At 56.3% G+C, this 12,277-nt stretch carries 11 protein-coding genes; 4 read left to right on the top strand and 7 right to left on the bottom strand.

Annotated elements, in window-relative coordinates:
• Positions 1–25: 25 nt before the first annotated feature.
• On the top strand, positions 26–1,105 hold the full coding sequence (gene mltC / locus F3J39_RS09960; RefSeq protein WP_166714135.1) for a membrane-bound lytic murein transglycosylase MltC: 1,080 nt from the start codon (positions 26–28) through the stop codon (positions 1,103–1,105).
• A 49-nt stretch (positions 1,106–1,154) separates the two neighbouring features.
• Here mltC and F3J39_RS09955 read toward each other — a convergent pair whose 3' ends face one another.
• Positions 1,155–3,302 (bottom strand): ornithine decarboxylase, encoded by a 2,148-nt coding sequence (locus F3J39_RS09955; RefSeq protein WP_039380108.1) that lies wholly within the window; start codon positions 3,300–3,302, stop codon positions 1,155–1,157.
• Positions 3,303–3,463: 161 nt separating this feature from the next.
• Between F3J39_RS09955 and F3J39_RS09950 the strand changes: the two genes are divergently transcribed.
• Positions 3,464–4,465: an MDR family oxidoreductase gene (locus tag F3J39_RS09950; RefSeq protein ID WP_104085451.1), complete on the top strand. Its 1,002-nt coding sequence runs from the start codon at positions 3,464–3,466 to the stop codon at positions 4,463–4,465.
• Positions 4,458–4,739: a SelT/SelW/SelH family protein gene (locus tag F3J39_RS09945; RefSeq protein ID WP_039380110.1), complete on the top strand. Its 282-nt coding sequence runs from the start codon at positions 4,458–4,460 to the stop codon at positions 4,737–4,739. Before F3J39_RS09950 ends, F3J39_RS09945 begins: the two co-directional genes overlap by 8 nt.
• A 34-nt stretch (positions 4,740–4,773) precedes the next feature.
• Here the strand turns inward: F3J39_RS09945 and F3J39_RS09940 are convergent, their stop codons facing one another.
• The 6 genes from F3J39_RS09940 to F3J39_RS09915 form a co-directional block, all read right to left on the bottom strand.
• The gene (locus tag F3J39_RS09940; protein ID WP_108570340.1) at positions 4,774–5,565 is read right to left on the bottom strand and encodes a siderophore-interacting protein; all 792 of its coding nucleotides are present in this window, start codon (positions 5,563–5,565) and stop codon (positions 4,774–4,776) included.
• A 160-nt stretch (positions 5,566–5,725) separates the two neighbouring features.
• Positions 5,726–5,869: a cytochrome P450 gene (locus F3J39_RS09935; RefSeq protein WP_223811773.1), complete on the bottom strand. Its 144-nt coding sequence runs from the start codon at positions 5,867–5,869 to the stop codon at positions 5,726–5,728.
• 250 nt (positions 5,870–6,119) lie between these two features.
• On the bottom strand, positions 6,120–6,986 hold the full coding sequence (locus F3J39_RS09930; protein WP_039380113.1) for a helix-turn-helix domain-containing protein: 867 nt from the start codon (positions 6,984–6,986) through the stop codon (positions 6,120–6,122).
• Between the two features lie 194 nt (positions 6,987–7,180).
• Entirely contained in the window at positions 7,181–7,348 is a 168-nt protein-coding gene (locus tag F3J39_RS09925; protein ID WP_065648369.1) for a DUF2474 domain-containing protein, read from the bottom strand.
• Position 7,349: 1 nt separating this feature from the next.
• Complete coding sequence (cydB, locus tag F3J39_RS09920) at positions 7,350–8,354, bottom strand: cytochrome d ubiquinol oxidase subunit II (RefSeq protein ID WP_039380114.1); 1,005 nt, start codon at positions 8,352–8,354, stop codon at positions 7,350–7,352.
• A complete protein-coding gene (locus F3J39_RS09915) occupies positions 8,355–9,779 on the bottom strand; it encodes a cytochrome ubiquinol oxidase subunit I (protein WP_039380115.1) in 1,425 nt (474 codons plus the stop codon).
• A gap of 832 nt (positions 9,780–10,611) precedes the next feature.
• Here F3J39_RS09915 and treF point away from each other — a divergent pair.
• A complete protein-coding gene (treF, locus tag F3J39_RS09910; protein WP_348769942.1) occupies positions 10,612–12,270 on the top strand; it encodes an alpha,alpha-trehalase TreF in 1,659 nt (552 codons plus the stop codon).
• Positions 12,271–12,277 lie beyond the last annotated feature (7 nt).

Here is a 12,277-nt window from a genome sequence, read left to right as displayed (position 1 = left end):
TTTTTGAGTCAGGCACAGATTCACGATGAATAAAAAACTGATAGCCCTGCTGGCGATCGCGCCGCTATTAATCTCCTGCTCCGGACAAAAAAAATCGCAGTATCACGAAGAGTGGGTTAAAGATACCAACGGCTTTGACATTCTGATGGGACAGTTTGCCGCCAATATTGAAAATATCTGGGGCATTAATGAAGTCCTTATCGCCGGGCCGAAAGATTATGTGAAGTACAGTGACAGCTACTACACCCGCAGTCACATCAACTTCGACAAGGGTAGTATCACCATTGAGACCATCTCCAGTACCGATCCCATGGCCAGCCTGCGCCAGGCGATCGTCACCACTCTGCTGATCGGCGACGATCCGGGCAATGTCGATCTCTACTCTGACGCCAACGATATTAAGATCAGTAAAGAGCCGCTGCTGTATGGCCAGGTGCTGGATAATACCGGGCAGCCAATCCGCTGGCAGGGGCGCGCCGCCAGCTTTGCGGACTACCTGATCCAGAACAAACTGCAAAAACGCACCGCCGGGCTGCATGTGATCTGGTCGGTAACCATTCCGATGGTGCCGAACCATCTCGACAAGCGTGCACATAAGTATCTGCCGATGGTGCGTAAATCTGCTGAGCAGTATGGTGTCGATGCCTCACTGATTCTGGCGATTATGCAGACCGAATCGAGCTTTAACCCCTATGCGGTCAGCCACGCTGATGCGCTGGGGCTGATGCAGGTGGTGCAGCATACTGCCGGCGTTGACGTCTTCCGCATGAAAGGTAAATGGGGCAAGCCGAGCCGCAGTTATCTGCTGGATCCGGAAAACAACATCGATGCCGGTACGGCTTATCTGTCGCTGCTGCAGAAAAGCTATCTGGGCGGCATTCAGGATCCCACTTCGCGTCGCTATGCGGTGATCACCGCGTATAACGGCGGTGCCGGCAGCGTACTGCGCGTCTTCTCCAGCGATAAAGACCGAGCATTTTCGCTGATCAACGATATGTCGCCAGCCGATGTCTACCAGACGCTGACCAGCCGCCATCCTTCTGCCGAGTCGCGTCGTTATCTCTATAAAGTTAACCAGGCGCAGCGCAGCTATCACCGCTATTAAATGCGCCGGATTGTCGCGCCCTGCCCGATCGGGTCAGGGCGCGATACGCTCAGGTCAGCATATTCGCCACCAGCTGCTTATAGCCGCTGCTCTGTTCCGCGATATAAACACCCTGCAGCTCCGGTGAAAAGCCCGGCAGCTGGTTGATGCCCGCTTCCAGCGCGAGGAAGTAGCGCTGTACCGCCCCGCCCCACACCTCGCCGGGCACGACGCACAGCACGCCCGGTGGATAAGGTAGTGCCCCTTCCGCCGCGATGCGCCCTTCCGCTTCTGCGACCGGCACCAGCTCCACTTCACCGCGGATATAAGCCTGATGCGCATCCTGCGGATTGACCGCTACCGGCGGGAAACAGTCAGCGCGGAACATCGCTTTCTGCAGATCTTTAACGGCAAAACTGACGTAGAGATCGTGCATCTCCTGACAGAGGCGGCGCAGCGTATAGCCGCGATAGCGCTCCGCATGCTTGCGATACAGGCTCGGCAGCACTTCCGCCAGCGGCGCATCTTCGCGCACCTGCTGTTCAAACTGCTCCAGCATCGCCACCAGATGCGCCATCTTCTCCGCGCTTTCTGCCGGCGTCAGCAGGAACAGAATGGAGTTGAGATCGCACTTCTCCGGCACGATGCCGTTCTCACGCAGATAGTTCGCCAGTATGGTGGCCGGAATGCCAAAGTCGCTGTACGCGCCGCTGCGTGCGTCGATGCCCGGCGTGGTAAGCAGCAGCTTGCAGGGGTCAATCTGATACTGGCCCGGCGCATAGCCGCTGAAGCCGTGCCACTCTGCGTCGGGCTCAAAGCTAAAGTAAGCCGGATCGCGGGCGATAGCGGCGCTGTCTGCCTGCTGCCACGGCGCGCCGTGTACCTGAGCAGGCAGAAACGGTTTAATCATGGTGCAGCGCTGCAGGATCGCTTTACGCGCATCAATGCCCTGTATGACGCAGTCGTGCCACAGGCTGCGTCCTGCCTCGCCCTGGTGCATACGCGCGTTGATATCCAGCGCGGCAAACAGCGGATAAAACGGGCTGGTTGAGGCGTGCAGCATAAAGGCGTTGTTCAGCCGCTTATGCGGGCAAAAGCGCTGCTGACCACGGATATGATTATCCTTTTTATGGATCTGTGAGGTCTGCGAAAAGCCCGCCAGCTGTTTGTGTACTGACTGGGTGACAAAGATCCCCGGATCGTCTTCCGTCAGGGTAAGCGTCAGCGGTGAACCCGCTGCCATCAGCGGAATAAACTGTTCATAGCCGAGCCACGCGGAGTCAAACAGAATGTAGTCGCACAGATGACCGATGCGGTCCACCACCTGACGCGCGTTGTAAACGGTGCCGTCATAGGTGCCGAGCTGGATAATCGCCAGCCGGAATGGCCGCGCCTGCCTGGCGCGTTCAGGGTTAACCTTTGCGATCTCTGCCCGCAGATAGCTTTCATCGAAACAGTGCGCGTCGATGCCGCCAATCAGGCCAAACGGATTACGTGCCGCCTCCAGGTAGACTGGCGTGGCGCCCGCCTGCAGCAGCGCGCCGTGATGGTTGGATTTATGATTATTGCGATCGAACAGAACCAGGTCGCCGCGCGTCAGCAGCGCATTGGTGACGACTTTATTAGCGCTTGATGTTCCGTTCAGCACAAAATAGGTTTTGTCGGCGTTAAAAACGCGGGCTGCAAACTTTTGCGCATCTTTCGCCGAGCCTTCATGGATTAGCAGATCGCCCAGCCGGACATCTGCATTACACATATCAGAGCGGAACAGGTTTTCCCCATAAAATTCATAAAACTGCCGCCCGGCGGGATGGCGGCGGAAAAACGCCCCGCCCTGATGGCCCGGGCAGGCGAAGGTGCTGTTCTGCATATCGACGTAGCGCGTCAGGGTATCAAAGAAAGGCGGCAGCAGTGCCGCCTCATACTGCTGCGCAGCCTGCTCCAGCGCCTGCCACTCTTCAGCTGCGCCGTTGATTTCTCCGGTCACGCCAGGCAGATCCAGCACTGCGGTATCAAACGCGTTAGCCACAAATACCGGCAGGTTAAATCCGGTCTGGCGCAGCAGCATCAGTACGCCGCTGCGCGTATCCGCCAGCGAGAGCACCACCGCGGCAACGTCAGTAAAGTCGGTCGTGTCGAGCGTCACGACATCGCGGGTGGTATTCAGGCTCAGGCCCGGCGCAATTGCGACGCTGGCGGCTATTTTCAATGGGTTCATAACTCAAATCCCCGGCATAACAGGATGAGTGGGTGCCAGTGGCACAGAAAGGAACGGCGTGACCGGTGCAGGACACCCGCCGGTCGCGATAATGGCATTTTTTGCTGCGGCTCACAATCAGGGGTACTATTGGCTGCACACTTCCTATCGCCGGAGGCGGCATGTTCAAAGCATTAGTCATTGAAAATGATGCACAGGGGTATCGCACCTCCCTTCAGGATCTCTCCGAGCAACAGCTTCCCGATCGGGATGTTATCCTCGATATCAGCTACTCCACGCTGAATTACAAAGATGCCCTCGCCATCTGCAACAAAGGGCCGATCGTACGCCAGTTTCCCATGGTGCCAGGCATCGACTTTGTGGGCCGCGTGACCCACAGCCGCCATCCGGCGTGGCAGCAGAACGATCTGGCGCTGCTGACCGGCTGGGGCGTGGGTGAAAAGCACTGGGGAGGACTGGCGCAGAAAGCCAGCGTCTCCGGCGACTGGCTGGTCAGCGTGCCGGATGCGCTCAGTCCGCAGCAGACGATGGCGATAGGCACCGCCGGCTTTACCGCGATGCTCTGCGTGATGGCGCTGGAAAAACAGGGCATCACTCCGCAGCACGGCCCGGTGCTGGTAACGGGAGCCAGCGGCGGCGTAGGCAGTTTTGCGGTGAGCCTGCTGGCACGCCTGGGATATGAGGTGGTCGCCGCCAGCGGACGCGCAGCTGAGCGCGACTACCTGTGCAATACGCTGGGCGCCACAGCGGTAATCGATCGTGCTGAACTCAGCGAACCGGGTAAACCGCTGGCAAAAGAGCGCTGGGCTGCCGCCATTGATACCGTGGGCAGCCATACGCTGGCCAACGTGCTGGCAGGGATGCGGCGCGACGGCGTGGTGGCCGCGTGCGGAATGGCGCAGGGACTGGATCTGCCGGGCAGCGTGGCCCCCTTTATTCTGCGCGGCGTCACGCTGACCGGTATCGATAGCGTTATGTGTCCGCAGGCGCTGCGCCAGCAGGTGTGGCAGCGGCTGGCAGAACAGGCCGACAGCGCGCTGCTGCAGCAGATAACCCGCATCATTCCGCTCAGCGAAGCGCAGGAAGGTGCCGAACAGCTGCTGGCGGGCAACGTGCGCGGCCGGCTGATAGTGGATTGCCGTCAGGGAGTTAACGATGTCTAAGCCCGCGATTACCCTGCACTACTGCACCCAGTGCAACTGGATGCTGCGTTCAGCGTGGATGGCTCAGGAGCTGCTGCAGACGTTCAGCGACGATCTCAGCGCGGTCACGCTGCAGCCTGGTACCGGCGGCGTCTTTGAGATCAGCGTGGATGGTCAGGTTATCTGGGAGCGCAAACGCGACGGCGGTTTTCCGGATGCGGTCACGCTGAAACAGCGCGTGCGCGACTACTGCTGGCCGGATCGCTCACTGGGCCATGCCGACAAACGGCGCTAGCGCCGCTCGCCGGCAGCGGGATATCTGCCGCTGCTTACTTTTCAGGTGACTTTTGATGCCAGTAGGCGACGGCGCGGACAAAGTCCGTATCCGCGCCGCGCTGCTGCGTAAAATAGTCGCTGAGCTGTTTCACCGCATTGCCTTCTCCGGTCAGCCAGACAAAATAGTCATCGCCGGTAAAATCGATGGCAGCCAGTTCTGCCGTCAGCTGCGCTGGCGTAGTGGCCGCCATACGGTTGCTGCCCAGCCAGTGAACGGTAACGCCCTCCATCTCTCCCAGATAGTCATGTCCGATAGCGGCATCCGTAAACGCCAGCAGGTGAACGTGCTGCGCCTGCAGCTCCGCATAGCGCCGCTTAAAAGCAGGCAGCCCGGTTTCATCGCAGACATACACCTGGCAGGCGTAATCCACCGGCATAATGCAGGAGCCGCGCGGCCCGCCCATCGCGATCCGGTCGCCAGGCTTAGCCGCAGCTGCCCAGCCGCTCGCCACTCCGTCATCATGCATATAGAAATCGAGCGTCAGAGAGTCGACGCCGTTAAACGCCAGCGGCGTGTAGTCACGCGCGGCGGGACGCACGCCCTCAGGCCAGACGATGCCCTCTTCACTCAGCTGCGGCAGCGCAACATCGCAGCCCGGCCCGGAGGGAAAAAAGACTTTGATGTGATCGTCAAACGAGGGGGAATGAAAGCCTGCCAGATCGGCCCCGGTAAATACAATGCGCCAGAAGACGCCGGCAACACGGGTTTTGCTGGCTACCGTCAGATGACGAAAGCGCAGCTCATTACGCACTCGCTGCGGTGCACGACTCTTTTTCTGTGACAATTCACTTCTCCCGGCAGCGGCAGCAGCGCACTCCGCCTGTGCCGCCACGCTAAATTAATGTAAATAATTCTCATTACGTGGCGAAACGATAGCGGTGACCGCGCCGGGAAACAATGTCGAAAAATGCGGTTGCCGCATTAGCGGAGAGCGGCGGCAGGTGTCAGGCGTGCAGATCGCTGCAGCAGAGAGAAACGTTCTCACTGTTTTCATACTGAGGCAGTGCGTTATCACCCACAATTTCCTGCTGAGCACAGCGCTGCTGGTGCGGATGCAGGCCACCGGGGGGTGAAAATGGCTCAGCCATTTGCGCACCGGCCAGCGATGAAAAAACGGCAAGCGCCGCGGACAAGAACAACGGTAAAAGTCGCATGATAATTTAGGGTTTCATTTAAAGATCCGGAGCGGATCGGGAATGCAGAGAGCCATCCAGCCTGATGCTGCGCTGCCAGCACATGGCGCGGCAGGTCAGGCTTCGGAGCAGAATTTTACGCCGCTACCGGCGCAGGGTTTATAAAATTGTGCGGTTTGTCACATTTAGCCGCACAATTTGCTGATTATTCCAGTGCTACCGGAATATGAAAGGTGCCCTGCAGCAGCTGCGGCGTACTGTATTTCAAATCGAGCCTGAGCAGATCTTTACCGGGCCGGCGTGCCACGCCGAGCGCGGGCAGATGGTTGTAGTAAATCTCGGCGGTGAAGGCGTTGATCTCTTCCGGCGCGCCATGCCAGTCGATCTCTGCATACAGCCCGCTCTCGCCGGTCCAGTTCTGCACATGCTGCGGCAGAACGTCAGCGTGCTCACTCTCCAGCGCCTGAAACAGGCTGATATGCTGCTGATCGAGCGAGCTCACGCCGGGACTGAACTGAAAACCGAGCCAGCCGCGCGTGGCGTGCTGTCCGGCAAAGGCGATAAAGTCGCGTGTATGCTGCGCCACAATATGATTGTGATGGTCAATATATTCGCCAAAGCGGCACTCCCACTCCACCACCTCTCCACTCAGACGAATTTCCGGCTTCTCGGCGAGCCGTGTTTTAACCCACGGGCGCGGCGCAGAGATGCGGCTGTGAAAAGCTTTCATGCGCATTTCCGGAATACGACGATAGGCGCCAGGCGTCAGCGAGAAATGGCTTTTGAACACGCGGGTAAAATTTTGCTGATTGTCGAAGCCAAAACGTACGGCGATGTCGATCAGCGGCATGCTGGTTAAGCGAAGCGCCATAGCGGATAAAGTCAGGCGGCGTTTGCGCGTGTAGGAGGCCAGCGTCTGGCCGGTCATCTCCTTGAACATGCGCTGCATATGCCATTTGGAATAGCCTGATTTCAGGGTGATAAGATCGATATTAAGCTCATCGGTCAGGTTGGCTTCAATCCAGTCAACCAGGTCAGAGATATACTGCTTTTTCAGGTTCAGGCTAAGCATGGTTCTAATTGAATGAGTCAGGAAAGCGCGCGTTAATGCGTTATTTGTCACATAAATATAACAAAATCGCCTAACCAACGTAAGGAAGAGTAAAGGATCCGCTCAGGGCGGCGCACTAATTGCTTAGGTTACTAACTTTTTTTAACGCAAGGCGAGCGGCACGCTGTGCTGTGCCGCTCTGCTGCAGACAGATATTAATGCGAACGCATACCTGCCGCGGTCATCATCATACGAAACAGGGATGCCACCACGCCGAGTGCCAGCACGCTTGCACCATAGATGATCACCAGCCACATCACCCGCTTCCAGAGCGGCGCTTTGTGTTCAGTGTGCTGTTTCATGTTGCTGACCTCCGTTTGCATCTCAATGGTATCCTGCGTCAGCTTTGATTTTTCCGCGGAACACATAGTAGCTCCAGAAGGTATAGCCCAGAATCATCGGGATAATCAGCAGGCTGCCCACCAGCATAAAGGCCTGGCTCTGCGGCGGCGATGCCGCTTCCCAGATAGTTACGGATGGCGGAATAATGTTTGGCCAGACGCTGATGCCAAGCCCGGAGAAGCCGAGGAAAATCAGCGCCAGCGTCAGCAGGAACGGCGAATAGTGCGCCTCACGTTTGATGGCGCGCATGATCCCCCACGAGCAGAGCAGAACCAGTACCGGCACCGGCAGGAACCAGAACAGGTTTGGCCGGGTAAACCAGCGCTGCGAAATCGCTTCGTGAGCAAACGGCGTCCACAGGCTGATAATGCCGACTATCACCAGCAGCGCAATCACCAGCGGCGTAGCCAGCGCAGACATTTTACGGTGCAGTTCGTTTTCGGTTTTCATGATAAGCCAGGTGCAGCCCAGTAGCGCATAGGCCACGACCAGACCCACGCCGCAGAACAGCGGGAACGGGGCCAGCCAGTCCAGAGCTGAACCGGCAAACTCACGTCCTTTAACCGGGAAACCGTTGATCATCGCACCGACCGCCACGCCCTGGCTGAAGGTCGCCAGCAGCGAGCCGGCAATAAACGATTTATCCCAGAATGCACGATGCTCTTCGGTCGCCTTGAAGCGAAATTCAAACGCCACACCGCGGAAAATCAGGCCGATCAGCATAGCCGTCAGCGGGATCGCCAGTGCATCAGCGATCACCGCATAGGCGAGCGGAAAGGCACCATACAGCCCTGCTCCGCCCAGCACCAGCCAGGTTTCATTACCATCCCAGACCGGCGCCACGGTGTTAACCATCATGTCGCGCTCAACGGCATCTTTGTTAAACGGAAACAGAATACCGATGCCCAGGTCAAAGCCATCCATCACGATATACATCAGCGTGGCAAAGACGATGATGGCGAACCAGATAACGGAAAAATCGATCATTTATTTACCCTCCTGCGAAGCATCCAGGCTCTCATGTGCAGCAGAGAGCGGGCGCGCTGGCGTCTTATCCTGACCCGGACCACCGTGACGGACATCTTTCCCTTCACCGGTGTGCGGACCTTTTTTGATCAGGCGCATCATATAGACATAGCCCACGCCAAACACCGATGAGTAGACCAGGATAAAGGCCAGCAGGCTGATACTCATATGCAGGTCGCCATGCGCTGAAACCGCATCAATTGTGCGCTGCACGCCGTAAACCACCCACGGCTGACGTCCGATTTCAGTGGTGAACCAGCCAGCAAGGATAGCGATCAGGCCCGATGGTCCCATCAGCAGCGCAAACCACAGGAACGGTCGTGAGCTGTAAAGACGCTGTTTATAACGCAGCCACAGGCTGAACACGCCGAGCGTGATCATCAGCAGCCCCATCGCCACCATGACGCGGAACGACCAGAAGATCACCAGCGAATTAGGCCGATCCTCTTTCGGGAAGGTTTTCAGTGCCGGAACCTGTTTATCAAGACTGTGCGTCAGGATCAGGCTGCCGAGATAAGGAATTTCCAGCGCATACTTCGTACGCTCCTCTTCCATATCCGGAATACCAAACAGGATCAGCGGCGTGGCTTCACCCGGCGGGTTTTCCCAGTGTCCTTCAATGGCAGCAATTTTTGCCGGCTGATGCTCCAGCGTGTTCAGGCCGTGCGCATCGCCAATCATCGCCTGAATCGGAGCAACAATCAGCGCCATCCACAGCGCCATTGAGAACATCTTGCGGATCGCCGGGTTGTCATTGCCGCGCAGCAGATGCCATGCCCCGGACGCGCCCACAAAGAAGGCGCTGGCAAGGAATGCCGCCACCGACATATGGAACAGCCGATAAGGGAATGAGGGGTTAAACACAATTTTGAACCAGTCTTCCGGCACCACAATACCATTCTGGATGATGTAGCCCTGCGGCGTGTGCATCCAGCTGTTTGATGCGAGGATCCAGAACGTGGAGATCAGCGTACCTAACGCGACCATACAGGTGGCGAAGAAGTGCAGGCCTGGTCCGACGCGGTTCCAGCCAAACAGCATGACGCCGAGGAAGCCCGCCTCAAGGAAGAAGGCAGTCAGCACCTCATAGGTCAGCAGCGGACCGGTAATACTCCCGGCAAACTGCGAAAACCCGCTCCAGTTGGTCCCGAACTGATAGGCCATAACCAGACCTGAGACCACCCCCATACCGAAGTTCACCGCAAACACTTTCGACCAGAAGTGATAGAGATCGCGATAGGTTTCGTTACGGGTTTTCAGCCACATCCCCTCAAGCACTGCCAGAAAGCTGGCAAGCCCGATAGTGATGGCCGGGAAGATAATATGGAAGGAGACAGTAAACGCGAACTGTATCCTGGCCAGATGAAAAGCATCTAATCCAAACATTGCTTACCTCATTGCCACAAAATTACGCGGAATTTTTACTTATTATTAACAAAGATGGCGCACAGAATAATTTCTGCTACGCCGTCATCAATTCCCGCCAAATGTGAGAAACCGGCAGGAACAAACGGAAAAGTAGGAGTGAATAAAACTATACCAGTAAATCTTGATTAAGATCATTGTTTTTGCGAGAAACTATCTGTTTAAAATCACTGAGTTAAGGTTAATTATCCTGCTCTATTGTGACAATGTTGTTATTAAGCTTAGCGGCTGTAAAAGAGATTACTTCTTTAAGCAGTTCATTTGATTGTTAATTACGGTAACAACCAAAACGGCAGCCTGATGTTTGCGCCAGCGCAGTGTAAAAATTATTGCACGGCCGTTTTTTAGTTAAATTAAAATTAAAAAAAACCTGTTTATAGCGAAAGGTAATTAATAACGTTTTCGCTTAGCGCCTGCTCATCTGGCAAAAAATTTACCGCGGCGAGGTCCTGTGCAGATTCCGGATGTACAGACACCCGGATGGCTGTAACGCGTAAGTCGCGCACCGGGTGCAGAAAACAACCGCATAAATTGATCAAGAAAAAAGGGAGAACGGCGCCTGAAATTGGCGATTTTCTTATTTGCAGATTAATCCGGTGCGCTTTCTGAAGGTATATTTAAGAAACACCTTAAATATCTTTAAATACAGGCCGTTGTTAATATTGCAAAAAAGGCAAAAACGGCGATCCATCGACAATATTTATTACGTTCATAGATATTTCGCATTGTTGTCTGCAACCGCGAACCCTCTATAATTTGTCTTTTGAGCAACCAGGAATTTCAGGAGGCCGTTATTAATACTAACCACCAGCCACGCCAGGTGTTCGGGGAACACGAAGCCCATGCTGATCTGGAGTATCAATACGATCCTCATGAGTTCGTGCGTGAAGGCGCAGAGGATTCGGAGCCAGAACCTGAGCTGATTCAGGGACTGCCGGCACCGGATGCGCTGACGCCTGCCGATCGCTATCTGGAGATGTTTGAACACGTTCAGACCTCTCATATTTTTGCTGACAGCAAAACATTTCCCGACTGCGCGCCTAAATTCGATCCGCTGGATATTCTTATCCGCTATCGTCGCCGCAAACGGGCGGGCGATCTCGATCTGGAAAAGTTTATTCATGAGCACTTTTACCTGCCGCAGGTAAATGAGAGCTTTTATGTCTCAAATCCGGATAAAACGCTGAAAGAGCACATCGATGATCTGTGGCCGGTGCTGACAAAAATGCCTCAGCAGCATATGCCACACTCCTCGCTGCTGCCGCTGCCAAAACCTTACGTGGTACCCGGCGGCCGCTTTGGCGAAACCTATTACTGGGACTCCTATTTCAGCATGCTGGGGCTGGCTGATGCCGGACGTGACGATCTGCTGCGTCATATGGCGGACAATTTTGCCTGGCTGATCGATAACTACGGTCATATTCCTAACGGAAACCGTACTTACTATCTCAGCCGCTCGCAGCCACCGGTATTTGCTCTGATGGTGGAGCTGTTTGAAGAGGATGGCATTCGCGGTGCCAAACGCTACCTTGACCAGCTGATGAAAGAGTATCAGTTCTGGATGGATGGCGCAGGTGAGCTGATGCCGCATCAGGCTTATCGTCACGTTGTGCGCATGCCCGACGGCTCTCTGCTCAACCGCTACTGGGACGATCGCGACACACCGCGTGATGAATCCTGGGTGGAAGATGTGGAGACGGCCAGCAAGTCGAGCCGTCCGGCCAGTGAGGTTTACCGCGATCTGCGCGCCGGTGCTGCATCCGGCTGGGATTACTCTTCACGCTGGCTACGCGATCCGCAGCGACTGGCGAGTATCCGTACTACGCAGTTTATCCCGGTCGATCTCAATGCGTTTCTCTACAAGCTGGAGCTGATGATCTCCACGCTATCGCACGCCCGGGGCGAAGAGCTGACGGCGCTGGCGTGGCAGAAAAAAGCGGATGCGCGCAAGCAGGCGATTAACCGTTACCTCTGGGATACCACCGCAGGCGTTTATCGTGACTACGACTGGCGCAACGAGCGGTTTGGCGCCTTTACTGCCGCTGCGGTTGTACCGCTGTTCCTCGGTCTCGCTTCGCCTGAGCAGGCGCATCTGCAGGCGATTGCGCTGCGCCAGCTGCTGCTGACGCAGGGCGGACTGCTGACCTCGATGGTCGAGAGCGGCGAGCAGTGGGACGCGCCTAACGCCTGGGCACCGCTGCAGTGGATGGCCGTAGTGGGGCTGAATCATTACGGTGAAGAGACGCTGGCCACTGAAATTGCGGTGAACTGGCTGACGACGGTGAAAAACTTCTACTCGCTGCATCACAAGCTGGTTGAGAAATATGATATCAGCGGCGATCGGGCGCGTCCGGGCGGCGGCGGCGAATATCCGCTGCAGGACGGTTTTGGCTGGACCAACGGCGTGACGCGTCGTCTGCTGACGATGTATGGTCATCTGCTGGCAGATTAACTCTGCC

Source organism: Pantoea sp. Acro-807 (genome assembly GCF_011752675.1).
In the GTDB taxonomy this organism is placed as follows: domain Bacteria; phylum Pseudomonadota; class Gammaproteobacteria; order Enterobacterales; family Enterobacteriaceae; genus Pantoea; species Pantoea eucrina.
This window is presented reverse-complemented; position numbering and strand designations above follow the sequence as displayed.

Bases quoted from the DNA above. Each gene is read 5' to 3' on its own strand.
- mltC (WP_166714135.1), top strand. From the start codon at position 26: ATGAATAAAAAACTGATAGCCCTGCTGGCGATCGCGCCGCTATTAATC.
- F3J39_RS09945 (WP_039380110.1), top strand. From the start codon at position 4,458: ATGTCTAAGCCCGCGATTACCCTGCACTACTGCACCCAGTGCAACTGG.
- F3J39_RS09955 (WP_039380108.1), bottom strand. From the start codon at position 3,302: ATGAACCCATTGAAAATAGCCGCCAGCGTCGCAATTGCGCCGGGCCTG.
- F3J39_RS09915 (WP_039380115.1), bottom strand. From the start codon at position 9,779: ATGTTTGGATTAGATGCTTTTCATCTGGCCAGGATACAGTTCGCGTTT.
- cydB (WP_039380114.1), bottom strand. From the start codon at position 8,354: ATGATCGATTTTTCCGTTATCTGGTTCGCCATCATCGTCTTTGCCACG.
- F3J39_RS09925 (WP_065648369.1), bottom strand. From the start codon at position 7,348: ATGCAAACGGAGGTCAGCAACATGAAACAGCACACTGAACACAAAGCG.
- F3J39_RS09935 (WP_223811773.1), bottom strand. From the start codon at position 5,869: ATGGCTGAGCCATTTTCACCCCCCGGTGGCCTGCATCCGCACCAGCAG.
- F3J39_RS09950 (WP_104085451.1), top strand. From the start codon at position 3,464: ATGTTCAAAGCATTAGTCATTGAAAATGATGCACAGGGGTATCGCACC.
- F3J39_RS09930 (WP_039380113.1), bottom strand. From the start codon at position 6,986: ATGCTTAGCCTGAACCTGAAAAAGCAGTATATCTCTGACCTGGTTGAC.